Source organism: Streptomyces sp. F001, from assembly GCF_004187715.1.
Lineage (GTDB): Bacteria > Actinomycetota > Actinomycetes > Streptomycetales > Streptomycetaceae > Streptomyces > Streptomyces flavusporus.
This window is the reverse complement of the sequence record NZ_QZWF01000020.1, coordinates 37209-60501: the sequence shown is the minus strand read 5'-3', so window position 1 is coordinate 60501 and position 23293 is coordinate 37209. Positions and strand designations below refer to the sequence as shown.

Genomic DNA, 23293 nt, shown 5'->3' with positions numbered 1-23293 from the left:
TACCGATGCCGTCGTATCGGCGTCGACGATCGGCACCGCACGTCGGGCTGCCGCCGGACATGACCATCAGTCCAGGTGGCGCACCATGAACACATCCACCGGATCCTCGGTCTCGACCGTGAACCCGTGCCGCTCGTACAGCTGTTGGGCCCGACTGCCCTGCAGCACGTTCAACCGGACGAGGACACCGCGGCGGTCACACCGCTCCAGCAGCTCGCGCAGCACGCCCGAACCGATACCGCTGCCCTGAAGATGCGGGGCCAGGTAGAAGTGCTCCAGCCAGTGGGCGTCCTCGGCCGGTCGCAGCGCCACGCAGCCGGCGAACGTACCGCCCACCTCGATCACCCAGGTGTGGGCCGGGTCGAATCCGTCCCGCAGCCGCTGCCGCACCCGCTGCTCGTCGTACCGCCCGAGCCGTTCCAGATCCGCCCGCAGCACCACGGCACGCAACTCGGCCACCGCCTCGACGTCCGACGCCGACGCCTGCCGAACATCCCAGTCAGCCATGATCGCCACGCTACCGGGCAGGCAAAGGCAGTGGACAAGGATCGCGCGAGCGGCAGACTGGCCTCATGACCGCATCGGATCCCAAGGCAGACCTCCACTTCTACCTGCAGTCCGCCCGCGATGCCCTGCTCTGGAAGCTCGAAGGACTCTCGGAGTACGACATCCGCCGCCCGCGGACGCCGACCGGCACGAACCTGCTGGGCCTGGTGAAACACGTGGCCACCGTGGAACTGGGCTACCTCGGCGACACCTTCGGACGGCCGTCCGGCGAGCCACTGCCCTGGCTCGAGGACGCGGCTCGGACCAACGGCGACATGTGGGCCACCGCCGACGAGTCACGCGAGTACATCGTGCAGCTCTACCGCCGGGCGTGGGCGCACGCGGACGCGACGATCGACGCGCTGCCGCTGAACACGGTCGGCAAGGTGCCGTGGTGGCCGGCCGACAGAAACGAAGTGACGTTGCATCATGCCGTGGTGCGCGTCATCGCTGACACGCACCGGCACGCCGGGCAGGCCGACATCGTCCGGGAACTCACGGACGGTGCCGTCGGGATGAACAAGGGCAACGACAGCATGCCGCCGGGCGACGCAGCATGGTGGGAGAACTATCGAGGCCAACTGGAGCGCGCAGCCCAGGAAGCCGACCGGCGCGAGTGACGTCGGCGGCCGACCCCCGGGTGGCCCGCATTCCGCTATGGGCGGGCCACCCGGTCATCCCTATGCGGTGTGCTCCACGAACCGCCGGGCCGTCTCCGCCAGCACCTCCCGTCCGTCCCGGGCCCACAGCTTCTCGTTGAACAGCTCGACCTCGATGGGACCGGTGTACCCGGCCTCCTCCACGTACCTCTTCCACTCCCGCATGTCGATCGCACCGTCGCCGATCTGACCGCGGCCGTTGAGGACGCCCTCCGGCAACGGGGTGGTCCAGTCGGCGAGTTGGAAGGTGTGGATACGGCCGCCGGCACCCGCGCGGGCGATCTGCGCGGGGGCGTTGTCGTCCCACCAGATGTGGTACGTGTCCACCGTGACGCCGACCTGGTGCGCGGGGAAGCGTTCCGCGAGGTCCAGGGCCTGGGTGAGGGTGGAGACGACGCAGCGGTCGGCTGCGTACATCGGGTGCAGCGGCTCGATGGCGAGGCGTACGCCGTGCGATCCGGCGTATGGGCCCAACTCCGCGAGCGCGTCCGCGATGCGCTCCCGGGCGCCGTGCAGGTCCTTGGAGCCGTCCGGCAGGCCGCCCGAGACCAGGACCAGCGTGTCGGTGCCGAGGGTGGCGGCCTCGTCGATGGCGCGGCGGTTGTCGGCCAGGGCATGGGCGCGCTCCTCCGGGTCGATCGCCGTGAAGAAGCCGCCCCGGCACAACGTCGTCACCGTCAGGCCCGCGTCCCGGACCAGTTTCGCCGTCACCTCCACGCCGTACGACTGGACGGGTTCGCGCCACAGGCCCACGCCGGGGACCTCCAACTCGACGCATGCGTCGACCAGTTCCGGCATCGACAGCTGCTTCACCGTCATCTGGTTGATGGAGAAGCGGGAGAGGTCACTGGTCACTGGGGCACCCCGTACAGTGCGAGCAGGTTCTTCATCCGGTCCTCCGCCAGCTTCGGGTCCGGGAACAGGCCCAGGCCGTCGGCGAGTTCGTAGGCGCGGGCGAAGTGCGGGAGGGAGCGGGCCGACTGCAGGCCGCCGACCATCGTGAAGTGGGACTGGTGGCCGGCCAGCCAGGCCAGGAAGACCACGCCCGTCTTGTAGAAGCGGGTAGGCGCCTGGAACAGGTGCCGGGACAGCTCGACCGTCGGGTCCAACAGCCCCCGGAACCCGGCCACGTCCCCCGTGTCCAGCACCCGGACCGCCTCCGCCGCCAACGGCCCCAGCGGGTCGAAGATGCCGAGCAGGGCGTGGCTGAAGCTCTGGTCGTCACCGGCGATCAGCTCGGGATAGTTGAAGTCGTCGCCGGTGTAGCAGCGGACGCCCTGCGGGAGGCGGCGGCGGATGTCGATCTCGCGCTGGGCGTCCAGCAGGGAGACCTTGATGCCGTCGACCTTGTCCGGGTGGGCGGCGATGACCTCCAGGAAGGTGCTGGTGGCGGGGTCCAGGTCGGTGGCGCCCCAGTAGCCCTCCAGAGCCAGGTCGAACATGGGGCCGAGCCAGTGCAGGATGACGGGCTCGGACGCCTGGCGGAGCAGGTGGCCGTAGACCTCCAGGTAGTCCTCGGGGCTCTTGGCGACGGCCGCGAGCGCCCGGGAGGCCATCAGGATCGCCTGGGCGCCCGACTCCTCCACGACCGCGAGCTGTTCCTCGTACGCGGCGCGGATCTCCTGCAGGCTGTAGGGGTACCCGATCTCGGTGACGGTCAGCTGGTCCGTGCCCACCCCGCACGCGATACGACCGCCCACACTCCGGGCCTCCGCTGCCGACCGCCGGATCAGCTCGGCCGCGCCCGCCCAGTCCAGGCCCATCCCGCGCTGGGCGGTGTCCATGGCCTCGGCGACGCCGAGCCCGTGGGACCACAGGTGGCAGCGGAAAGCGAGGGTGGCGTCCCAGTCGACGGCGGCGGGTGAGTCGGGTGACACGTCGGCGTACGGGTCGGCGACGACGTGCGCCGCCGAGAAGACCGTACGGGAGGTGAAGGGCGCGCCCGGAATGAGGGCTAGAGACTCCTGGCGGGGCTCGTACGCCCGCAGGCCACCCTTGAAGGTGGGGAGTTGGATGGTCACCGGGAACCTCCGAGGTTGGCTCGGCCTTCAGGCCGGAGGGGAATCGGGTCCCTGCAGAGCAGGGAAGGGAAAGGCGAATCGCTGTTAGCGCGATTCGCCGTCCGCCTCAGTAGCGGCGCGCTCGCCTTCCAAGCGATACACGATCTCGGAGTTGAGAGACCGGCGGGCGGACTTGGCCTGAGCAACCAGCCATTCGTGAAGGCCGGCGGGCAGCCTGAGCGTGATGCGTACTTCATGGTCCATGACCTCAACTGTAGTGCTAGCGTGGTGTCATGACGACACCAAAGTCGGCTAGAGAAACCGGGCATGCCCGGTACACCTACCGGCTTCGTATGTCCTCGACGGCTCGCGCGGCGCTTCGCGCAGAATGGGACCGGTGCCGGTGGCTCTGGAACGAGTGTGTGGCCCGGTCGAAGAAGGCCTACGCCGGGGGTGAGCCGTGCGGCCCGGCCCGGTTGGACCGGATGCTGACCGAGGCCCGGTCGATGGCACCGTGGTTGGCTGAGGGTTCTTCGGTGCCGCAGCAGCAGCTCATCCGGGACTTCGGCAAGTCCCGCGCGAAGGCGCAGAAGGACATCAAGGAACGGCTGCCGGTACATCGTCGGGCCGGAATGCCGAAGTACAAGACGAAGCGCGAAGCCTTGCCGACGCTGAACTACACCCGGCGTGGGTTCCGGCTGAAGGGCAATCGCCTGCACCTTGCGGGCGGGATCGCGCTGACAGTGGTGTGGTCGCGGGACCTGCCCGCAGACCCTTCCTCGGTGCGGGTATACCAGGACAGCGTCGGGCACTGGTACGCCTCGTTCGTCGTGCCCGCCGAGGTGCAGCCGCTGCCGGAGACCGGCCGGGTGCTCGGGATCGACTGGGGCGTGAAGGAGACCGCGACCACCACCTCGGAGGCCCACGACCTCCCGCACGCCCAGCACGGGAAGAAGGCCCAGGCCAAGCTGACCCGGTACGACCGGATGATGGCCCGCCGCAAACCGAAGAAGGGGCAGGCCGCCTCGAAGGGCTACCGGGAGGCGAAGAAGTGGCGGGCGAAGACCTACGCGAAGATCGCCCGGCAGCGACAGGACACGGGCCGCAAGTGGGCGAAGAAGGTCGTGACCGACCACGATGCCATCGCCGTGGAGGACTTCAAGCCGAAATTCCTCGCCAGGTCCTCGTTGGCGCGCAAGGCGGCGGACGCCGCGATCGGTGCCACGAAAAAGGCCCTGATTGAGATGGGCCGCAAGCACGGACGGGATATCCGTCTGGTGCATCCCGCGCACACCACCATGGACTGCGCGTCGTGCGGAGCGAGAACCAAGCACGCACTTCCTCTTTCGGAACGCATATACACCTGCACCGTGTGCGGAGTCGCGTCCTCCAGGGACAAGAACTCCGCCCGCGTGATGCTCGCCCGGGCTGGTCTGAACCCGGCTGGTGTCGAGGGCGTAAGACCTCCGGGAGCGCAGCTCCCGGAGGCAGCCTGAGCCAGGAATCCCCTCCCTGAAGGGAGGGGAGCGGTCAAAGCGCGATCTCCGGTACGTCGATACGGCGGCCCTCGGCCGTGGACTTGAGGCCCAGCTCGGCGAGCTGGACACCACGGGCGCCGGCGAGCAGGTCCCAGTGGTAGGGGGCGTCGGCGTAGACGTGCTTGAGGAACAGCTCCCACTGGGCCTTGAAGCCGTTGTCGAACTCGGTGTTGTCCGGGACCTCCTGCCACTGGTCGCGGAAGGAGTAGGTGGCCGGGATGTCCGGGTTCCAGACCGGCTTGGGGGTGGCGCTGCGGTGCTGGACGCGGCAGTTGCGCAGGCCGGCGACCGCCGAGCCCTCCGTGCCGTCCACCTGGAACTCGACCAGCTCGTCGCGGTTGACGCGCACGGCCCACGACGAGTTGATCTGGGCGATCGCGCCGCCCTCCAGCTCGAAGATGCCGTAGGCGGCGTCGTCGGCGGTGGCGTCATAGGGCTTGCCGTTCTCGTCCCAGCGCTGCGGGATGTGGGTGGCGGTCAGGGCCTGGACGGAGCGCACCCGGCCGAACAGTTCGTGCAGGACGTACTCCCAGTGACGATGCCGCCGCCGTCCTCGGCGCGGTAGTTCCAGGAGGGGCGCTGGGCGGGCTGCCAGTCGCCCTCGAAGACCCAGTAGCCGAACTCGCCGCGCACGGACAGGATCCGGCCGAAGAAGCCGCCGTCGATGAGCCGCTTGAGCTTCAGCAGGCCCGGGAGGAAGAGCTTGTCCTGGACGACGCCGTGCTTGATGCCCTTCCCGGCCGCCAGGCGGGCCAGTTCCAGGGCACCCTCGAGTCCGGTGGCCGTGGGCTTCTCCGTGTAGATGTGCTTTCCGGCCGCGATCGCCTTCTTGATGGCCTCCTCGCGGGCCGAGGTGACCTGGGCGTCGAAGTAGATGTCCACGGTGTCGTCGGCGAGGACCGCGTCCACGTCCGTGGAGAGGTGTTCCAGGCCGTGCCGCTCGGCGAGTGCCTTGAGGGCGTGTTCGCGGCGGCCGACGAGGATCGGTTCCGGCCACAGCACGGTGCCGTCGCCGAGGTCGAGGCCGCCCTGTTCGCGGAGGGCCAGGATGGAGCGGACGAGGTGCTGGCGGTAGCCCATGCGCCCGGTCACACCGTTCATGGCGATACGCACCGTCTTGCGTGTCACGTCGTTCCCTTCGTGGGCGTCTGGTCCGCCCCGTCGATCGTCTGGATTCCCTGGATTCACTGATGTCACCGGTGCTACTGGTAAGCCGTACAGCAAGCGCTTTCTATCCCATGAGAAGCTAGCCTCTGACCAGCGGTCGAGACAAGGCCGTGACCGTCTCGAGTTGTTCGAGGGGGCGAACAAGTGGGGTTCCGGGCCTTATGGTCTGCACGAAACCGTGGCCCGTGCACTGCACGTGTATGACGACGTACGAGCACCGCACGTGTACGACGACGTACGACAAGACGCGCGACCGGAGGACGACGAGATGACGGTGACCCTGGCGGACGTGGCGGCCCGCGCGCAGGTCTCGCCCGCGACGGTGTCGCGCGTGCTGAACGGGAACTACCCGGTGGCCGCCTCCACCCGGGAGCGGGTGCTCAAGGCGGTCGACGAGCTGGACTACGTGCTCAACGGCCCCGCCAGCGCGCTCGCCGCCGCGACCTCCGACCTGGTCGGGATCCTGGTCAACGACATCGCCGACCCCTTCTTCGGGATCATGGCGAGCGCGATCCAGTCCGAGATCGGCGGGCCGGGCGGGCGCGCGGGCGGTGAGCGGCTGGCCGTCGTCTGCAACACGGGCGGCTCCCCGGAGCGCGAGCTGACCTACCTCACCCTGCTCCAGCGGCAGCGGGCCGCTGCGGTCGTCCTGACCGGCGGCGCGATCGAGGACGCCTCGCATGTGGCGGCGGTCTCCGCGAAGCTGCGGAAACTGACGGACGCCGGGACGCGGGTGGTGCTGTGCGGCCGGCCGCCGGCGCCGGACACGTCCGCGGTCGCGCTGACCTTCGACAACCGGGGAGGGGGCCGGCAGCTGACCGAGCACCTGATCGGCCTCGGCCACCGGCGGCTCGGCTACATCGCGGGCCCGGAGGAGCGCACCACCACCCGCCACCGCCTGGAGGGGCATCGGGCGGCGCTGGAGGCGGCGGGGATCCAGGAGGACCCGCGCTGGACGGTCCACGGCCGCTACGACCGCCGGTCCGGCCACGAGGCCACCCTGGAGCTGCTGCGCCGGGACCCGTCCCTGACGGCCGTCGTCGCCGCGAACGACTCCGTCGCGCTGGGGGCGTGCGCGGCGCTGCGGGAGTCGGGGCTGCGGATCCCGGAGGACGTCTCGGTGGCCGGCTTCGACGACCTGCCGTTCAGCATCGACGCGGTGCCTTCACTGACGACGGTACGGCTGCCGCTCGCGCAGGCGGGGCGCGGGCCGGGCGGATCGCCATGGGGCGGGAGGAGCCGCCGCCCGGGGGATCGCGACGGTGCGGGGGAGTTGATGGTGCGGGGATCTTCGGGGGTGCCGCGGGAGTGAGGCGTGCCGCCCCGGGGAAGGGGCGGCTTTCCAGCCAGGTCACCTCGATGGTGCAGGAGGAAGGCGAGGGATGGGTCTGCGACTTTCCCCGCGCCTTCTCCGACAGAAGCCGGCGACGGGCGGTCCGGCGGACTGAAGGCCGGCTGAAGGGCAACGCCTATCGGAAGGCGGCGACGTGGCGCCGCGCCCAGTCCGCGAACGTGCCGGGCGTACGGCCGAGGACCCGCTCGACGTCGGGGCTGATCCGCTGCTCGGCGGGCGTGGGCTCGCCCAGGATGCTCAGCGTGGTCTCGACCACCGATTCGGGCATGAACCGCAGCATCTGGGCCCTGGCCTCGTCGCGGGTCTGCTCGGCCAAGCGGACAGGTTCACCGAGCGCGTCCCCGAGAGCCTCGGCCTGCTGCCGGGGCGTGATGAGGGCGGGACCGGTCAACTCGTAGGCCTGCCCCGCATGCCGGCCCCCTTCGCGCAGCGCCGCCGCGGCGACCTCGGCGATGTCGTCCGGGTCGATGACGGGCAGCCCGACATCACCGAACGGCGCGGCGACGGTCCGCCGGGTGCGGACCGACTCGGCCCAGGCGTAGGTGTTGGAGGCGAAGCCGCCGGGCCGTAGGACGGTCCACTCCAGCCCGGACTGCCGTACCGCGTCCTCGATGGCCCGGGCGATCTCCCCGTGCGAGGCCGATCCGGGCCGGGTCGCGACCCCTTGGGAGGACAGCAGCACGATCCGCCGCACACCGCCTGCCTTGGCGACGTCCACGAGATCCCGGGGGCTGAGCAGGTGTGCGCTGGGGCCGCCGTTCTGCAGGAACAGTGCGTCGGCGCCGTCGAGGACCGGCCGCAGACTCTCCGCGTCGACGAGATCCGCCGGCCGCCGCAGCACCGCCTGAGGCAGATCCGCGTCGGCGATCCTGCGCGAGGTCGCGGTCACCGGCTCGCCGGCCGCGACCAGGATCCGTACAAGCGAACGTCCCACATTGCCGGTCGCACCCGTCACTACGATCATGTCCAACTCCCATATTTAGCAGGGCATTTGAATCTGCCGAAAGGGCCCCGGAGGCCGGCTCTCCGGGCGATGGAAGGACGCTAACACCGTCGGTATAGTAGGTACCTATAGGAAAGTGGCTACCCCAGGGGGATGCGCATGGCGCCCGACACGACGACCTGGACGCCGGCCGGGGCCGCCGAACCGGAACTCGCCTGCCCGATCAGCCCGGTCGTGGACATCGTCTTCAGCCGCTGGACCACACCGATCCTGTGGACGCTCCACACCCACGGCCGGCAGCGCTTCGTCGAACTGGAGCGGCGCATCGCAAAGATCACGCCCAAGGTGCTGACGCAGCGGTTGCGGCAACTGGAGCGCGACGGCCTGATCGTGCGCACGTACCACCCGGAGGTCCCCCCTCGGGTCGAGTACGAGATCAGCGAACTCGGCCGCAGCCTCGCCCCGCTCTTCGCGCACCTGGCCGAATGGGCCGCCGAGAACCTGGACAGGGTCGAACAGGCCCGGCACGACTACGACACCGAACCGGCTGCCCGCTAGCAGGCTTGCATGGGGTTCGGTTCGGGAGTCGCACCCTTGACCTCAAGTCCACTTGACGTATGACCCTCTCCCCATGACCGATCACCACAGCACCATGGACATCCACACCCTCGTCCATCGTCTCTTCCGCGCCCTGGACGCCCGTGACTTCACCCCCGGCTGGATGGACGCCCTCTTCACCGCCGACGCCCGCATGGAGACGCCCCTCGGGACCGCCGAGGGGGCGGAGGCCGAGCAGGCTGCGAAGGAAGCGCTCGGGCGGTACGCGCGGACACAGCACGTCGCCTCGGGGATCCTCGCCGACGTGGACGCCGGGGCGGGCCGGGGCAGCGTCTCCTGGAACGCGCTGATGTTCCATGTACACGAGGATGACTCGGTGTTCACGGTCGGCGGGATCTACGAGGGCGACCTGCGCCGCACCTCGGACGGCTGGCGCTTCAGCCGGGTCTCGGTGCGGGCCGTGTGGACGCAGGGGCGGCCGCCGATGTTGCCGGACGCCGAAGCTCGAGCTGTTTCTTGATCACTACTGAATGAGGGATTCCGCAGCGAGGCTGGTGCCCGGCAGCGCGGTGGACGCGGTGTCGCGCGATCTTTTCGCGGGGCGGCGATGAGTTTCCGGCGGGGCGTCGGTCTTCATCGGCGTCAGCTCAGGAACCGACACAGGAGTGAGTGAGCCCCATGCGCATCGTGGTCACCGAGTTCATCAGCATCGACGGAGTCGTGCAGGCGCCCGGCGGGCCCGAGGAGGACACCGACGGGGGCTTCGCCCACGGCGGCTGGTCGCATCCGTACTTCGACCCGGAGGTGCTCGGCCCGGTCTTCGACGGGGGGCTGAGCAGGGCCGAGGCGCTGCTGTTCGGGCGGCGTACGTGGCAGACGATGGCCGCGGCGTGGCCCGAGCGGGCGGGCGACGACCCGTTCGCCGACCAGATGAACTCCCTCAAGAAGTACGTCGTTTCCAGCACCCTCACCGACGCCGACCTGACCTGGAACAACTCCACCCTCGTCCCCGGCGGCGAGGCCGTGGCCCGGATCCGGGAACTGCGCGCGGCCGAGGGCGGCGACCTGGCGATGATGGGCAGCCCCACGCTGGTCCGGACGCTGCTGAGCGAGGGTCTGGTGGACGAGCTCCAGCTGATCGTGATGCCGGTGCTGCTCGGCGGCGGCAAGTCGATCTTCCCGGAGGACGGCGGGAAGCGGCCGTTCGAGCTGGTCTCCACGGTCACCGGGAAGACGGGCGTGAACGTGTGCGTCTACCGGCCGGCCGCCGAGGGGTAGCCGCGGGGGGCGCGGGAGTCCTACGCTCAACCCGACGGTATCTCTGACTGAGTCAACGATCCGGAGGGTCGGCGATCATGACCGTCCAGGACATCCGCGCCTTCAACCGCTTCTACACCAACGTCATCGGCGCCCTCGACTACGGCCGCCACCTCTACGCTCCGTACACCCTCACCGAGGCCCGCGTCCTGTACGAGCTCGCGCACTCGGCGGGCACGGACGCCGCCGATCTGCGTGCCGAACTCCATCTGGACGCGGGGTATCTGAGCCGCATCCTGAACAGGTTCGAGAAGGACGGGCTGATCGAGCGCGGACCGTCGGAGCGGGATCCGCGGCGCCGCCGTATCACCCTCACCGCGCCCGGCCGGGAGGCGGCCGGTCTGCTCGACGAGCGGGCGCGGGAGACGGTCGGGGCGCTGCTGGCCACGGTGCCGCCGGAGGACCGGCCGCGGCTCGTGGAGGCGATGCGGACGGTCCGTACGATCCTGGGCGGCGGCCGGGCAGCGCACCCGGAGGTCCCCGAGGACCCCAAAGACGTCGTGCTGCGCGAACCCGGCCCGGGCGACCTCGGCTGGATCGTGCAGCGCAACGGCGCGCTGTATGCCACCGAGTTCGGCTGGAACACCGACTACGAGGGCCTGGTGGCGAGGATCGTCGCCGACTTCGCCGAGGACCACGATCCGCATCTGGAGCGGGCGTGGATCGCCGAGCTGGCCGGGCGGCCGGTGGGGTGCGTGATGTGCGTACGGGACGAGGTGCCCGGCACCGCCCGGCTGCGGCTTCTGCTCGTCGAGCCGGACGCGCGCGGCCTCGGCATCGGGGACCGGCTCGTCACGGCGGTCGTGGACTTCGCCCGCGGTGTCGGCTACCGCGACCTGGTGCTGTGGACGAACGACGTCCTGACCGCCGCCCGGGGCATCTACCAGCGCCACGGCTTCGTCCTGGTCGCCGAGAGACCGCACCGTTCCTTCGGCAAGGACCTGGTCGGCCAGGACTGGCGGCTGGATCTGCGCGCGACCCCGGAGTGACGGGAACGCCGGTGTGTATGAAGCTGGGTACATGAAACTGGCGTTCTCCACTCTCGGCGTCCCCGGCCTCCCCGTACCGGAGGTGGCCCGGCTCGCGGCCGCCCACGGCTACCACGGCGTCGAGCTGCGCGCGCACCCGGAGGAGCCGGTCCACCCCGGCCTCGATCTCACCGCACGGGCCGACACGGTCGCCGAGTTCAAGGCGGCCGGCGTCGAGATCCTGGGCCTCGCCGGGTACGCGCGCGTGGCCGCGCCGGGCGCCGACGGGCCCGTGCTCGCCGAGATCCGCGACCTCCTCGACCTGGCCCGCGACCTGGGTGCCCCGTACATCCGGGTCTTCCCCGGAGGCGGCCCGGACCAGGAGCCCGCCGAGGCGGACGCGACCGCCGCACGCCGCCTGGGCACGGCCGCCGAGTACGCCGCCGACGCCGGCGTGCGCATCCTCCTCGAGACCCACGACTCGCACCGCACCGCCGCCGACGCGATCCGCGTCCTCGGGCAGGTCGGCCACCGCCAGGTGGGCGCCCTGTGGGACGTGATGCACACCTGGCTGGGCGGCGAGCAGCCCTCGGAGAGCTATGCGGCGCTGTCCCCCTACCTGGGCTACGTCCAGGTCAAGGACATCGCCTCCGCCACCGACACCACCCCGCTCCCCCTCGGCGCGGGCGTCCTCCCGCTTGCCGAGTGCGTCGAGATCCTCTCCCGGCACGGCTGGGAGGGCTGGCTGTGCTGGGAGTACGAGAAGCGCTGGTACGAGGCGGCCGCGCCGCTTCCCGGTCTGCTGGACGGAGGCCGGGACCACCTCGGACGCCTCCTCAACGACTCGGCGTGACCGGCCACTGCTCCGGAGGGTCCCTGCGGCGGAGTGCCCAACTTCCCTGAAACCGTGCGGAATGGGAACCCGCCCCGTACCGCTGTCGTCCAAGGGCCAGGCTGCCGGATGAGTCTCCTCGGTGCGGTGTCGGCCTCGCTGCTGGCTGCGAACGCTGACCACCCTCTCCGCCGTACCGCGGCCGGCACCCCGCCGCCATCGGCGCGCCCCCCTCCCATGCGCCGATGGCGGCCCCTCGCCCCTTCCCTGTGCGTCCCCTTGACCGGCAGAAACTTCCCGGATATTGGTGGCACTTTGGAAGTTTCCTTCAGCGGACCTCCTCCGGAAGGAGCGCACGTGCACCACACCAGCACGGGAAGCACGGGAAACACCGCGATCCCCTCCAGACGCACTGTCCTCGCCGCCACCGCGGGCGTGACCGCGGCCCTCACGGTCGGCCCCCGCGCCCACGCCCGCGCCGACGACCGCCCGCTGCGCCGCCTCATCTCCCGTATGACGTTGGAGGAGAAGGTCGGCCAGCTCTTCGTCTCCCGGGTCTACGGTCACTCGGCGACCGCCCCCGACCAGGCCGACATCGACGCCAACCTCAGGGAGTTCGGCGTGCGGACGGCCGCCGAGCTGATCGCCAAGTACCGCCTGGGCGGCGTCATCTACTTCGTGTGGGCGCACAACACCCGCGACCCGCACCAGATCGCCGACCTCTCCAACGGCATCCAGCGGGCGTCCCTCGCACTGCCGCGCGGACTGCCCGCGCTCGTCTCCACCGACCAGGAGCACGGCATCGTCGCCCGCGTGGGCAAGCCGGCCACTCTGTTCCCGGGCGCGATGGCGATGGGCGCCGGCGGCTCCCGCTCCGACGCCCGTACGCTCGGCCGGATCGCGGGCGAGGAACTGCGCGCGATGGGCATCCAGCAGGACTACACGCCGGTCGCCGACGTGAACGTCAATCCCGCCAACCCGGTCATCGGCGTCCGCTCCTTCGGCGCGGATCCGGCCGCGGTGGCCGGCCTCGTCGCCGCCGAGGTCGCCGGATACCAGCGCTCGAAGGTCGCGGCGACCGCCAAGCACTTCCCCGGGCACGGCGACACCGAGGTCGACAGCCACTACGGCTTCCCCACCATCAAGCACACCCGGGAACAGTGGGAGACGCTCGATGCTCCGCCCTTCCGCGCGGCGATCGAGGCCGGCATCGACTCCATCATGACCGCGCACATCCTGGTCCCCGCGCTGGACGACTCCGGCGACCCGGCCACCCTCTCCCGCCCCATCCTCACCGGCATCCTGCGCGAGCAGCTCGGCTACGACGGCGTCGTGGTCACCGACGCCCTCGACATGGCGGGCGTACGGACGAAGTACGGCGACGACCGGGTGCCGGTGCTGGCGCTGAAGGCGGGCGTGGACCTGCTGCTCAACGCACCCAAGCTGGACGTCGCCTGGAACGCGGTCCTGGGGGCCGTGCAGGACGGCGAGCTGACCGAGGAGCGGCTCGACGAGTCGATCCTGCGGGTGCTGCGGCTGAAGGCGAAGCTGGGGCTGTTCGACGATCCGTACGTCAGCGCGCGCGGCGTCGACCGCACGGTGGGCACGAAGGCGCACCTGGCGGCGGCCGACCGGATCGCCGAGCGCACGACGACCCTGCTCGTCAACGAGGGGCGGCTGCTGCCGCTGTCCCGGCGCGAGCATCCCCGGCTGCTCGTCGTCGGCGCCGACCCGGCCTCGCCGTCGGGCACCACGGGCCCGCCCACCGGTGTGCTCGCGGGCGCCCTGACCGAGCTGGGCTTTACGGCGACCCCGCTGTCGACCGGCATCAATCCGTCGGCGACGGCCATCGACCAGGCCGTGACGGCGGCCGGGGACGCGGACGCCGTGGTGGTCGGCACGTACAACGTCACGGCGAGCAGCGCACAGAAGACGCTGGTCGAGCGGCTGCTGGCGACCGGGAAGCCGGTGGTCGCGGTGGCGGTCCGCAATCCGTACGACGTGGCCCGACTCCCCGGGGTGCGCGCCTACCTGGCCGCGTACTCCTGGACGGACGTCGAGCTGCGGGCGGCCGCCCGGGTGATCGCCGGGCGGGTGGAGCCGCGCGGGAAGCTGCCGGTGCCGGTGCAGCGGGCCGACGATCCGGCGCGGGTGCTGTATCCCATCGGACACGGGCTGACGTACTAGCCGTCAATTGGACGTAGGGCGCCGTACGCCGCACACCCGAAGCAACACCCCCAACGTGCGCAAAGCACCCTGCTTGTCTGGCGTGGGCCCGCCGCGGCGGGTCACGCTGGACGGGGGTGGGGGGAATGACCATGCGTGGGAAAAGTGCGGTGGGGGCTGCTCTGCCGGTCCTGCTGGCGGCCGTACTGATGGGCTGTCAGGCGCCCGCGAACGGGGGGTCCGAGGACGATCCGCCGGGCGCTGGGGGGACGGCGTCGGCCTCGGCGATGCGGCCCTCCGGGTTCGGGGCGGTGTTCCTCGCGGTGGACGAGTGCAGTTCCTTCGGTACGAGCAGCTTCACCGAGGTCTCCTGCACCAGTGAGCGGGCGGCGGCGCGGGTCGTGGCGCGGCACGACGGCAGGGTGAGCGAGGGGCCGCCGTGCCCGGCGACCACGGACTTCGTGCTGCACATCAGCGAACAGCGCCCCTCGCACGACGAGGACGGCGACGGCGCGGTCCCGCAGGGCTACGCCTGTATGCGCAAACTCCAGCCGCCGCACCCCGGCGATCCCGGCGGCGGGGGCGGCCCCCGCACCATCGTCGGCGACTGTGTCTACGACTCCGGCGGCGGCCAGGTCCGGGAGACCGCGTGCAACGGCAGGGGCAAGCAGCAGCCGGAGTACGAGGTGACCGAGGCCGTCGCCACCCGCACCGACTGCCCGGCGTCGACGGCCCTTTACGTCGAACTGGGCGGCGAGAACCCGGTGGGCTGCGCCCGCCCGCTGTAGTCGACGGGCGGGCACAGCACCGGGGTTGCACGGGTTACGGACGCAGGGTCCGCTCCGCGCCGCGCTTGTCCAGCTTCGCGTCGTACTTGGCCAGCGGCTTGGCCGCCGCCGGGTCCGACTGGACGGTGGCGGACGCGACGCCCGCCCACTTCAGGATCTTTGCCGTGGCGAGCGCCTTCTCGTCGGCGACGAGGCCGGCCACGTTGGCGCCGTGGTTGGCGCCGGGGGCGGTGAAGACGTACGCGTCACGCGCGCCCTTGCCGAGGCGGAACGGCTCGGCACCCCACGGGTCGTTCTCGCCGTAGACGAAGAGCATCTGGTGCGCGTTGTGGCGGACCCAGCTGTCCACGTCCCGCATCACACCCGGCTGGAAGCGCATCTCGATGTCCCGCGGCACGAAGTAGCGCGGCGGCAGGTAGCCGTAGCGGATGTACTTCTTCTCGATGTGCGGGAACCCGATCGTCGGCGCGCCCAGCTGCGTGCCCGCCTGGTAGTAGTACGGCGTGTACGGCTCCAGGCCCTGGTCCGTGTAGAAGGAGAACCCGGCGATCGTGTCGATCGAGTTCCAGATCTCCTCGTCGGTGGCGTTCTTCGCGTCCGCGGGGATCGTGTCGCAGTCGGACAGCAGGCTGTACTGCCAGAAGCCCCACACGTAGTCGAGCACCGTGGCCTCGTAGGCCTTGTCGAGGCTGCCGACGGTGTTGAAGGTGTAGCCGTTCTCGGCCGCGTACGCCGCGTACTTCTGCTCCATCGGCTCCCGGCGCACGAGCGCCTCGCGCTGGACGCCGTTCAGCCGGTCGCGGCACTCCTCGGTGCCGACGTGCGCGAAGAACTCGTCGTACGCCGAGTCCTCCTTGTTCACGACGTCGTTGGGGGCGACGTAGGCGACGACGCCGTCCATGTCGCGCGGGTAGAAGCGCTCGTAGTACGTGGCGGTCATGCCGCCCTTCGAACCGCCCGTGGAAATCCACTTCTTGTCGTAGATGGGCTTGAGCGCCTTGAAGATGCGGTGCTGGTCGCTGGCGGCCTGCCAGATGTCCAGCTTCGTCCAGTCGGCCGGGCTGGGCCGGGACGGGGTGAAGAAGCGGTACTCCATGGAGACCTGGTTGCCGTCCACGATCTGCGTCGGCTCGCGGCGGCTGGGGTTCGTGGAGACGTTGTAGCCGCCGGTGTAGAAGACCGTCGGGCGGGAGACGTCCTTGTGCAGCACGGTGATCCGCTGCTCGAACGTGCCCTTGGAGGGCCTGCGGTGGTCGATCGGCTGGGTGTAGTTGAGGACGAAGAAGCGGTAGCCGGTGTACGGCTTCTCCTCGACCAGCCGCATCCCCGGTATGGAGAGCAGCCGGTCCTTGATATCCGTGGCCTCCGGCTGAGCGGCGGTGGCCGCCCCCGCCGTGCTCAACGTGCCTATGAGCACGGTGAGCGCGAGCAGCCATCTGAGCGCCTTGCGCATGCACCCTCCCTGTGAGAACAGATGTGCGCCGGAAGCTATCGGAGCAACTCCGTTCACACCAGAGGGGTTTCAGGCACGCACGCCTGACCAGGGGTTCAGCACAGGATCCAGCCCGAACTCACCGAGCCCCCGCTCACCGAGCCCTTGACCCACACGCACCGGTTCCCCACGTACACGAGCGGCGTGCTGATGCGGCGGGTGCGCTTGTCCTTGCGGACCACCGGGCGGTGGCCGCGCGCCTGCACGCTGGCCGACATCGTCCGCTCGCGGCCGGGGTTCTTGGCCAGCGTGACGGCGCAGACGTAGCGGCCCTGCTTGTAGACGTGCACGGTGCCGGTGGAGAAAGGGAGGGTCCTGACCTTGCGGCCGGTGCAGGAGGCGGCCGCCTGTGCCTCGGCCGGTGCCGCGAGTGCGAGCAGTCCGGACGCGGTCAGTACGGCCATGCCGAGCGCGAGCCCCCGCCGTATCCCTGTCGCTCCCTTGTCCACTTCGCCCGTCCCTCCCGTACCGCGACACATGGCGTACGGGTGTACGGACGCACGACGTATGTCGGATGGTTGCACGACCGTCAATGAGACGCGGCTACCGGCTCCTCCGGCTCCGGTGCACCGACGAACGTCCGCCACAGTTCGGCGTATTGTCCGCCGCGCGCCAGCAGTTCCTCGTGTGTGCCGTCCTCCACGACGCGGCCGTGGTCCATCACCACGACCCGGTCGGCCCGGGCGGCGGTGGTCAGCCGGTGCGCCACAATCAAGGTGGTGCGCGCGTAAGCGCTCGATGAGGGGTGGTGGTCGGGCGACGGGCGGGCCGTACGACGCCCTGCCAGCCGGTCCGTCGCCTGGTTGACCTGTGCCTCCGTCGCCAGGTCCAGTGCGGCCGTCGCCTCGTCGAGGAGCAGCACGTCCGGGTCGACCAGCTCGGCGCGGGCCAGCGCGATCAACTGCCGTTGCCCGGCGGAGAGGTTGCGGCCGCGCTCGGCTACCTCGTGGAGGTAGCCGCCCTCCAGCGTGGCGATCATCTCGTGTGCGCCCACCGCGCGGGCCGCCGCCTCCACCTCGGCGTCGGTGGCGTCCGGGCGGCCGTAGGCGATGGCGTCGCGGACGGTGCCGGGGAAGAGGTACGCCTCCTGCGGGACGACGCCGAGACGGTGCCGGTACGAGGTGAGGTCGAGGGCCCGCAGGTCCTGGCCGTCGACGGTGACCCGGCCGCTGGTGGGGTCGTAGAACCGTGCCACCAGTTTGACGAGGGTCGACTTGCCCGCGCCGGTCTCGCCGACGAACGCGACGGTCTGCCCGGCGGGGACGGTCAGGTCGATGCCGCTGAGGGCCTCCTCCTCGTCCCCGTAGGCGAAGTGCACGTCCTCGAAGGCGATGTCGCCGCGCAGGGAGCGGACGTCGCGGGGTTCGCCGGCCGGCTTCGTGGACGTCGGCTCCTGCAGCAGCTCCTGGATACGGCCGAGCGAGACGGACGCCTGCTGGTAGCCGTCGAAGACCTGGGAGAGCTGCTGCACGGGGGCGAAGAACAGGTCGATGTACAGCAGGTACGCGACCAGCGCGCCCGCGGTCAGCGTGACCGCCTCGACCCGCCCGGCACCCGCGATCAGCACCGCCGCCGCGGCGACCGACGACAGGAACTGCACGAACGGGAAGTACACGGAGATCAGCCACTGGCCGCGGATACGGGCCTGCCGGTAGCTGTCGCTGCGCTCCGCGAAGCGCCGCCCGCCGTCCCGCTCACGCCGGAAGGCCTGCACGATCCGCAGCCCGGACACCGTCTCCTGAAGGTCGGCGTTGACCGACGACACGCGCTCACGGGCGAGTTCGTACGCCTTCACGCTCGCGCGGCGGAAGAAGTAGGTGGCGATGATCAGCGGCGGCAGCGTGGCGAACACGACCAGCGCGAGCTGTACGTCGATCACCAGCAGGGCGACCATGATGCCGAAGAAGGTGACGACCGAGACGAACGCCGTGACCAGGCCCGTCTGCAGAAACGTCGACAGGGCGTCGACATCGGTCGTCATCCGGGTCATGATCCGGCCGGTCAGCTCCCGCTCGTAGTAGTCGAGTCCGAGCCGCTGGAGCTGGGCGAAGATCTTCAGCCGGAGCGAGTACAGCACGCGTTCGCCGGTCCGGCCGGTCATCCGCGTCTCGCCGATCTGCGCGGCCCACTGCGCGAGCACCGCGAGCAGCGCCAGCAGCGAGGCCGCCCACACGGCGCCGAGGGCGGCCTGGGTCACGCCGCTGTCGATGCCGTGCCGGATCAGCACGGGCAGCAGCAGTCCCATGCCGGCGTCGACGGCGACGAGGCCGAGGCTGACCAGCAGGGGCAGTCCGAAGCCTCGCAGCAGCCGCTTCAGCCCGTACGACTCCTCCGGCCGGACCGCGCGCGCCTCGTCGACCTCGGGGGTGTCGGTGGCCGGGGGCAGGGCGTCGACCTGGGTGAGGAGTTCGGGGGTGGCGGGGGTCCCGGCGAGCGCGGTGTCCTTCGGCTCGCGGTCGCCGGTCCACAGGCGGGGGGTGACCCCGCGCTCCGCGTCGAACTCGGCGTCCAGTTCGTCGCGTACGGAGGTGTCCTCCGGCGGGACGGCGGGCTGGGCGTGGCCCGGGGAGACGCCGCCGAGTCCGTCGGGGTCGGTGAGCAGGCGGCGGTAGAGGGCCGAGCGGCGCTGGAGCTCCTCGTGGGTGCCGAGGTCGGCGAGGCGGCCTGCGTCGAGGACGGCGATGCGGTCGGCGAGGTTGAGGGTGGAGCGCCGGTGCGCGATCAGCAGCGTGGTCCGGCCCTGCATGACGTGCCCCAGCGCCTCGTGGATCTCGTGCTCGACACGGGCGTCCACGGCGGACGTGGCGTCGTCGAGGACGAGCAGACGCGGGTCGGTGAGGATGGCGCGGGCGAGCGCGATGCGCTGACGCTGGCCGCCGGAGAGGGTCAGGCCGTGCTCGCCGACCGTGGTGTCGTAGCCGTCGGGGAGCTCGGCGATGAAACGGTCCGCCTGGGCGGCACGGGCGGCGTTCTCGATCTCCTCCTGGGTGGCGTCCGGGCGGCCGTACGCGATGTTGTTGCGGACGGTGTCGGAGAACAGGAACGAGTCCTCGGGGACCAGCCCGATCGCGGACCGGAGGGAATCGAGGGTCAGCTCACGGACGTCGTGGCCACCGACGAGGACGGCGCCGCGCGTCACGTCGTAGAAGCGCGGCAGGAGCAGGGAGACGGTCGACTTTCCGGAGCCGGAGGAGCCGACGACGGCGAGGGTCTCGCCGGGGCGGATCTCGAAGCTGAGCCCCTGGAGGACCGGCTTGGAGTCGTCGTAGGCGAAGGAGACGTCGTCGAACTCGACGGTCGCGGGGGCGTCGGCGGGGAGTTCCTTGGTGCCGTCGCTCAGCGAGGGCTCGGTGTCGATCAGCTCCAGGACGCGTTCGGTGCCGGCGCGGGCCTGCTGGGCGACGGTGAGGACCATGGCCAGCATGCGGACCGGGCCGACGAGCTGGGCGAGGTAGGTGGAGAAGGCGACGAACGTGCCGAGCGTGATGTGGCCGCGCACGGCCAGCCAGCCGCCGAGCGCGAGCATCGCGACCTGGCCGAGGGCGGGGACGGCCTGCAGGGCCGGGGTGTACTTGCTGTTCAGACGGATGGTGCGCAGCCGCCCGGCGTACAGCTTCCGGCCGACCTCGCGCAGCTTGCCGGTCTCCTGGTCCTCCTGCCCGAATCCCTTCACCACGCGGACGCCGCTGACGGCACCGTCGACCACGCCCGCGACGGCGGCGGCCTGGGCCTGCGCGTACCAGGTGGCGGGGTGGAGCTTGGAGCGGGAGCGCTTCGCGATGAACCAGAGAGCGGGGGCCACGGCCAGGGCGACCAGCGTGAGCGGCAACGACAGCCACGCCATGATCACGAGGGAGATCAGGAAGAGCAGGAGGTTCCCGATGGTCATCGGGAGCATGAAGAGCAGGCTCTGGATCAGCTGGAGGTCGCTGGTGGCCCGGCCGACGACCTGACCGGTGGACAGCTCGTCCTGACGGCGGCCGTCGAGCCGGGTGATCGTCCCGAACATCTCCGTCCGCAGGTCGTGCTGGACGTCGAGGGCGAGGCGGCCGCCGTAGAAGCGGCGGATGTAGGTGAGGACGTAGACGAGCAGCGCGGCGCCGATGAGGGCACCGGCCCAGGGGGCCATGCCCCGGGTGCGGTCGCCGATCACATCGTCGATGATCACCTTGGTGATCAGGGGGACCAGGGCCAGGACGGCCATGCCGGCGAGCGAGGAGCCCAGGGCCAGGACGACGTCCTTGGGATATCGCCAGGCGTAATCCCACAGTCTCCGTGCCCATCCCCGTTGCGGTGCCACGCCGGTGCCCTCCTGCAGATCTGATCTTCCGGAAGGCACCAACGCGGATCGAACCGGATTTCATCCCTCCGCAACAATCACGTACGCACGCGCAGCGAGTAGAACCGCGTCGTCTGGACCGCGTTCTGGTTGTCGTCGCTGGCCAGGAGGACGTTCAGACGGCCGTTGCGGTGGCCCGTGATCGTCATGGCCTCGATGTTGTCGAGGAGCGGGTTGGGCTGGGGCTGCTTGGCGGTGGCTCCGAGATCGGGGCAGTCGGCGATGTCGGCCAGCAGCGTCTTCTTGATCAGTCGTACGCCGTCCTGTCCCGTCAGGTTGCCGATCCCGCTGGTGTCCGTGGCGCGGCGCGGGTCGGCGAGGTACAGGCGGACGGTGTTGCCGACGCCGGGGGTGAAGCCGCGCTCCAGGACGAGCAGACGGCCGTCGCGGGTCGCGGTGACCTCGGGGACGCCGAGGCCTGTGTCGGCGCGGTAGGCGTACTGGGCGCCGAGCGCAAAGCTGCCGTGGTGACGCTTCCAGGTCTGGAGGCGGACGATGCCCGCACTGTCACCGGAGAGCGCGTACTCCATGGAGGCGATGAGCGTACGGCCGCCGGGCAGCATGGTCAGCCCCTCGAAGGTGCCGTTGCCGACGGCACGGCCGGCCGGGGCGACCCGGAGCGCGTCGGGGACGGGGAGCCGGTCGAGGATCCGGCCGTCGCGGGAGTAGCGGCGTACGGAGGGCTCGGTCTCGGAGGAGACGAGGTACGTACCGTTCCAGTCGAGGACCAGACCCTCGGAGTCGAGCGCGGCCCCGCTCTCGTCGGCGAGCTGGACGACGCCCTTCGGCTGGAGGGTCCTGCCGTCCAGGGCGAACAGCGCGGAACGGTCGGACAGCGCGGCGAGCGTGCCGTTCCAGTCGGAGGCGAGCGCGGAGAAGTTGCCGGCGTAGGTGCCCTCGTACGTCGTCTTGTCGAGGGCGTCGGAGAAGCCGGCGATGGAGACGGAGGGTGAACAGGCGTTGCTCTCTTGGGCGTTCGCCGGGCCGACGGCGGTCAGGCAGGTGGCCGCAGCCAGGCCTGCGGCGGCGGTCGCGAATACGGTTCTCAGGCGCATGCGCGTCACCGTAGGGCGAGTCGGTGACGGAGGGGCGGCGTCCTCATGAAACGTCGTACTCACGAAGCTCGAGGCGTCAGCTCGCGGCCAGGTCCCGGTGGATGACCTTGGCGACGCCCTGAATGGTCGTAATGCCGTAGTTCATGGTGCTGTTGCCGTGGGTGAGCACCGTGACCGTGTAGTCGTGCCCACCGCCTTTGAAGGCGCCGACGCTATGCACCCGCCAGCCGTAGGTGGCGCGCTGCAGCCAGCCGTTCTTCACGTGCACGGAGACCGTGGAGGGCGCTCCGTACGGTGTGCCCCAGCGCTGCGAGGAGACGACCTGGCCCATCAGCTTCAGGGTGTACGCGCGGGAGTTGTCGCTGAGCACCGTGTTCTTGACGGTGATGAGCTTGAGGAGCTTCTGCTCGTCGGTGACGGTGATCTGGGTCAGTCCCCAGTAGCCGTTCGCGCCGGGCTTGGTCTGGGTCATGCCGGCGGCGGTGAGAAAGCCCTTGATCTTCGTCAGGCCGAGCTGTTTCCAGAGCGTGCTGGTCGCGGCGTTGTCCGACTTGGTGATCATGGCTTTGGTGAGGGAGACCTCGCGGTCGGTGAGATAGCGACCCTGCTTCTTCGCGTCCCACAGCAGCGTCGCCAGCACGGTGACCTTGACGATGCTGGCAGAGTCGTAGGCGGTGGAGGGCCTGAGAGTGCAGGTGGTGTTCGTGGAACGGTCGTGGAGGCCGACCGCGATGCTGCCCGTGCGGCCCGCGAGGGCGGCGGTGATGTCCTTCTTCAGCTTGTCGGCGAGACCAGCCTTGGCGGACGTACAGCTGACGGTGGGCGTGGTCGCCGCGGCGGCGGGCGAGGCGGCCGCGACGCACGGTATGAGCACCCCGGCGCCGGCGCTTGCAGCGAAGACTCTGACGCGTCTGGATATCCGGTGAGTCATGGAGGTTTCCCATCCCCTTGAGCGTGTCGAGCGCATCCGTGCACGCTCGCCTCCCCTTGACTCGCCGAGGTGGCCGAAAGTTGTACACACGCCCTCGGGGCGAGAGTTCGAGAGCCCGACTCATGGCAATGAATTGACCATGGCAAAAGAAGAGCTGCTCGATCACTCCTCGTCCGGAAGGCTGCTCGCCGCGCTGTGGACACTGCGCCTCCTGGCCCAGTCGGACGAGACACCTCCCGAGCGGGACGAACTCCTCGCGAAGAAGCAGCCTTCGGAGAGTCTCGGCAAGCTGCTGCCGTCCATGGCAAATCACCTCATGAGGGCGAGGAAGCTGGGAGGCGACCGATGGAAGGCCGCGGTCGAGGTGTTCCGCGACATCCCCGACCTCGTCCCGGCGGGCCAGGTGCCTGACAAGACCATGAGCCCGGACAAGCAACGGGCCTTCGCGGACGGATATGACGAACAACGCTCCAAGTACGCGGAGAAGTTCGGCCGGCTCCTGGGGACATGACCAGGCCACTTGTGTTGATGACCAGTTCTGATTACCCGTCATATGCAACAGCAGCACCTGCGTGAATGCGCCCTGTTAGGCTTCCTAGGGCTCCTAGGTTATATCTAGATACCCTAGGATTTGGGGAGG

Annotated in this window: 20 protein-coding genes and 2 pseudogenes; 11 read left to right on the top strand and 11 right to left on the bottom strand. The window is 70.3% G+C overall.

Annotation, left to right across the window (positions count from 1 at the left end; all coding sequences use genetic code 11):
- Window positions 1-66 precede the first annotated feature (66 nt).
- A complete protein-coding gene (locus StrepF001_RS36780) occupies window positions 67-507 on the bottom strand; it encodes a GNAT family N-acetyltransferase (protein ID WP_129802511.1) in 441 nt (146 codons plus the stop codon).
- Window positions 508-572: 65 nt separating this feature from the next.
- Between StrepF001_RS36780 and StrepF001_RS36775 the strand changes: the two genes are divergently transcribed.
- Complete coding sequence (locus StrepF001_RS36775; protein WP_129802510.1) at window positions 573-1166, top strand: DinB family protein; 594 nt, start codon at window positions 573-575, stop codon at window positions 1164-1166.
- A gap of 60 nt (window positions 1167-1226) precedes the next feature.
- On the opposite strand, the gene StrepF001_RS36770 is transcribed toward StrepF001_RS36775, so the two are convergent.
- The 3 genes from StrepF001_RS36770 to StrepF001_RS36760 form a co-directional block, all read right to left on the bottom strand.
- A complete protein-coding gene (locus StrepF001_RS36770) occupies window positions 1227-2024 on the bottom strand; it encodes a sugar phosphate isomerase/epimerase family protein (RefSeq protein ID WP_129802548.1) in 798 nt (265 codons plus the stop codon).
- Between the two features lie 32 nt (window positions 2025-2056).
- Window positions 2057-3226, bottom strand: coding sequence for a dihydrodipicolinate synthase family protein (locus StrepF001_RS36765; protein ID WP_129802509.1), 1170 nt, complete (start codon window positions 3224-3226; stop codon window positions 2057-2059).
- An 84-nt stretch (window positions 3227-3310) separates the two neighbouring features.
- Window positions 3311-3469 (bottom strand): Arc family DNA-binding protein, encoded by a 159-nt coding sequence (locus tag StrepF001_RS36760; RefSeq protein ID WP_129802508.1) that lies wholly within the window; start codon window positions 3467-3469, stop codon window positions 3311-3313.
- 29 nt (window positions 3470-3498) lie between these two features.
- On the opposite strand from StrepF001_RS36760, the gene StrepF001_RS36755 reads away from it, so the two are divergent.
- Window positions 3499-4701 carry an RNA-guided endonuclease TnpB family protein gene (locus StrepF001_RS36755; protein WP_129802507.1) on the top strand — a complete coding sequence of 401 codons (1203 nt, stop codon included), beginning with the start codon at window positions 3499-3501 and terminating at the stop codon, window positions 4699-4701.
- A 34-nt stretch (window positions 4702-4735) separates the two neighbouring features.
- On the opposite strand, the pseudogene StrepF001_RS36750 reads toward StrepF001_RS36755, so the two are convergent.
- Window positions 4736-5871 (bottom strand): annotated as a pseudogene (locus StrepF001_RS36750) (Gfo/Idh/MocA family oxidoreductase).
- Window positions 5872-6178: 307 nt separating this feature from the next.
- Here StrepF001_RS36750 and StrepF001_RS36745 point away from each other — a divergent pair.
- A pseudogene (locus StrepF001_RS36745) lies at window positions 6179-7222 on the top strand (LacI family DNA-binding transcriptional regulator).
- A gap of 157 nt (window positions 7223-7379) precedes the next feature.
- On the opposite strand, the gene StrepF001_RS36740 reads toward StrepF001_RS36745, so the two are convergent.
- Entirely contained in the window at window positions 7380-8228 is an 849-nt protein-coding gene (locus tag StrepF001_RS36740) for an NAD(P)H-binding protein (RefSeq protein ID WP_129802506.1), read from the bottom strand.
- Window positions 8229-8366: 138 nt separating this feature from the next.
- On the opposite strand from StrepF001_RS36740, the gene StrepF001_RS36735 reads away from it, so the two are divergent.
- The 7 genes from StrepF001_RS36735 (at window position 8367) to StrepF001_RS36705 (ending at window position 14836) form a co-directional block, all read left to right on the top strand.
- Window positions 8367-8765, top strand: a complete 399-nt coding sequence (locus tag StrepF001_RS36735; protein ID WP_129802505.1) for a helix-turn-helix domain-containing protein — start codon at window positions 8367-8369, stop codon at window positions 8763-8765.
- Window positions 8766-8838: 73 nt separating this feature from the next.
- Entirely contained in the window at window positions 8839-9285 is a 447-nt protein-coding gene (locus tag StrepF001_RS36730; RefSeq protein WP_129802504.1) for a nuclear transport factor 2 family protein, read from the top strand.
- Between the two features lie 158 nt (window positions 9286-9443).
- Window positions 9444-10043: a dihydrofolate reductase family protein gene (locus StrepF001_RS36725; protein ID WP_129802503.1), complete on the top strand. Its 600-nt coding sequence runs from the start codon at window positions 9444-9446 to the stop codon at window positions 10041-10043.
- A 77-nt stretch (window positions 10044-10120) separates the two neighbouring features.
- Entirely contained in the window at window positions 10121-11071 is a 951-nt protein-coding gene (locus tag StrepF001_RS36720; RefSeq protein WP_129802502.1) for a helix-turn-helix domain-containing GNAT family N-acetyltransferase, read from the top strand.
- A gap of 31 nt (window positions 11072-11102) precedes the next feature.
- Window positions 11103-11903, top strand: coding sequence for a sugar phosphate isomerase/epimerase family protein (locus StrepF001_RS36715; RefSeq protein ID WP_129802501.1), 801 nt, complete (start codon window positions 11103-11105; stop codon window positions 11901-11903).
- Window positions 11904-12239: 336 nt separating this feature from the next.
- A complete protein-coding gene (locus StrepF001_RS36710; RefSeq protein ID WP_129802500.1) occupies window positions 12240-14069 on the top strand; it encodes a glycoside hydrolase family 3 protein in 1830 nt (609 codons plus the stop codon).
- 131 nt (window positions 14070-14200) lie between these two features.
- A complete protein-coding gene (locus StrepF001_RS36705) occupies window positions 14201-14836 on the top strand; it encodes a hypothetical protein (protein WP_129802499.1) in 636 nt (211 codons plus the stop codon).
- Window positions 14837-14870: 34 nt separating this feature from the next.
- On the opposite strand, the gene StrepF001_RS36700 is transcribed toward StrepF001_RS36705, so the two are convergent.
- The 5 genes from StrepF001_RS36700 to StrepF001_RS36680 all read right to left on the bottom strand — a co-directional run bounded on the left by StrepF001_RS36700 (window position 14871) and on the right by StrepF001_RS36680 (window position 22653).
- Entirely contained in the window at window positions 14871-16289 is a 1419-nt protein-coding gene (locus tag StrepF001_RS36700; RefSeq protein WP_129802498.1) for a S28 family serine protease, read from the bottom strand.
- Between the two features lie 95 nt (window positions 16290-16384).
- A complete protein-coding gene (locus StrepF001_RS36695; RefSeq protein WP_206307054.1) occupies window positions 16385-16777 on the bottom strand; it encodes a hypothetical protein in 393 nt (130 codons plus the stop codon).
- 80 nt (window positions 16778-16857) lie between these two features.
- Complete coding sequence (locus tag StrepF001_RS36690) at window positions 16858-20628, bottom strand: ABC transporter ATP-binding protein (RefSeq protein ID WP_129802497.1); 3771 nt, start codon at window positions 20626-20628, stop codon at window positions 16858-16860.
- A 77-nt stretch (window positions 20629-20705) separates the two neighbouring features.
- A complete protein-coding gene (locus StrepF001_RS36685; protein ID WP_129802496.1) occupies window positions 20706-21722 on the bottom strand; it encodes an esterase-like activity of phytase family protein in 1017 nt (338 codons plus the stop codon).
- A 76-nt stretch (window positions 21723-21798) separates the two neighbouring features.
- Window positions 21799-22653: a serine hydrolase gene (locus StrepF001_RS36680; protein WP_129802495.1), complete on the bottom strand. Its 855-nt coding sequence runs from the start codon at window positions 22651-22653 to the stop codon at window positions 21799-21801.
- A gap of 139 nt (window positions 22654-22792) precedes the next feature.
- Between StrepF001_RS36680 and StrepF001_RS36675 the strand changes: the two genes are divergently transcribed.
- Window positions 22793-23164 carry a hypothetical protein gene (locus tag StrepF001_RS36675; protein ID WP_129802494.1) on the top strand — a complete coding sequence of 124 codons (372 nt, stop codon included), beginning with the start codon at window positions 22793-22795 and terminating at the stop codon, window positions 23162-23164.
- Window positions 23165-23293 lie beyond the last annotated feature (129 nt).

Coding starts and splice junctions, on each gene's coding strand:
- StrepF001_RS36685 (WP_129802496.1), bottom strand. CDS start 21,722: ATGCGCCTGAGAACCGTATTCGCGACCGCCGCCGCAGGCCTGGCTGCG.
- StrepF001_RS36715 (WP_129802501.1), top strand. CDS start 11,103: ATGAAACTGGCGTTCTCCACTCTCGGCGTCCCCGGCCTCCCCGTACCG.
- StrepF001_RS36700 (WP_129802498.1), bottom strand. CDS start 16,289: ATGCGCAAGGCGCTCAGATGGCTGCTCGCGCTCACCGTGCTCATAGGC.
- StrepF001_RS36740 (WP_129802506.1), bottom strand. CDS start 8,228: ATGATCGTAGTGACGGGTGCGACCGGCAATGTGGGACGTTCGCTTGTA.
- StrepF001_RS36755 (WP_129802507.1), top strand. CDS start 3,499: ATGACGACACCAAAGTCGGCTAGAGAAACCGGGCATGCCCGGTACACC.
- StrepF001_RS36675 (WP_129802494.1), top strand. CDS start 22,793: ATGGCAAAAGAAGAGCTGCTCGATCACTCCTCGTCCGGAAGGCTGCTC.
- StrepF001_RS36725 (WP_129802503.1), top strand. CDS start 9,444: ATGCGCATCGTGGTCACCGAGTTCATCAGCATCGACGGAGTCGTGCAG.
- StrepF001_RS36760 (WP_129802508.1), bottom strand. CDS start 3,469: ATGGACCATGAAGTACGCATCACGCTCAGGCTGCCCGCCGGCCTTCAC.
- StrepF001_RS36770 (WP_129802548.1), bottom strand. CDS start 2,024: ATGACGGTGAAGCAGCTGTCGATGCCGGAACTGGTCGACGCATGCGTC.
- StrepF001_RS36705 (WP_129802499.1), top strand. CDS start 14,201: ATGCGTGGGAAAAGTGCGGTGGGGGCTGCTCTGCCGGTCCTGCTGGCG.
- StrepF001_RS36780 (WP_129802511.1), bottom strand. CDS start 507: ATGGCTGACTGGGATGTTCGGCAGGCGTCGGCGTCGGACGTCGAGGCG.
- StrepF001_RS36775 (WP_129802510.1), top strand. CDS start 573: ATGACCGCATCGGATCCCAAGGCAGACCTCCACTTCTACCTGCAGTCC.
- StrepF001_RS36735 (WP_129802505.1), top strand. CDS start 8,367: ATGGCGCCCGACACGACGACCTGGACGCCGGCCGGGGCCGCCGAACCG.
- StrepF001_RS36680 (WP_129802495.1), bottom strand. CDS start 22,653: ATGACTCACCGGATATCCAGACGCGTCAGAGTCTTCGCTGCAAGCGCC.
- StrepF001_RS36720 (WP_129802502.1), top strand. CDS start 10,121: ATGACCGTCCAGGACATCCGCGCCTTCAACCGCTTCTACACCAACGTC.
- StrepF001_RS36730 (WP_129802504.1), top strand. CDS start 8,839: ATGACCGATCACCACAGCACCATGGACATCCACACCCTCGTCCATCGT.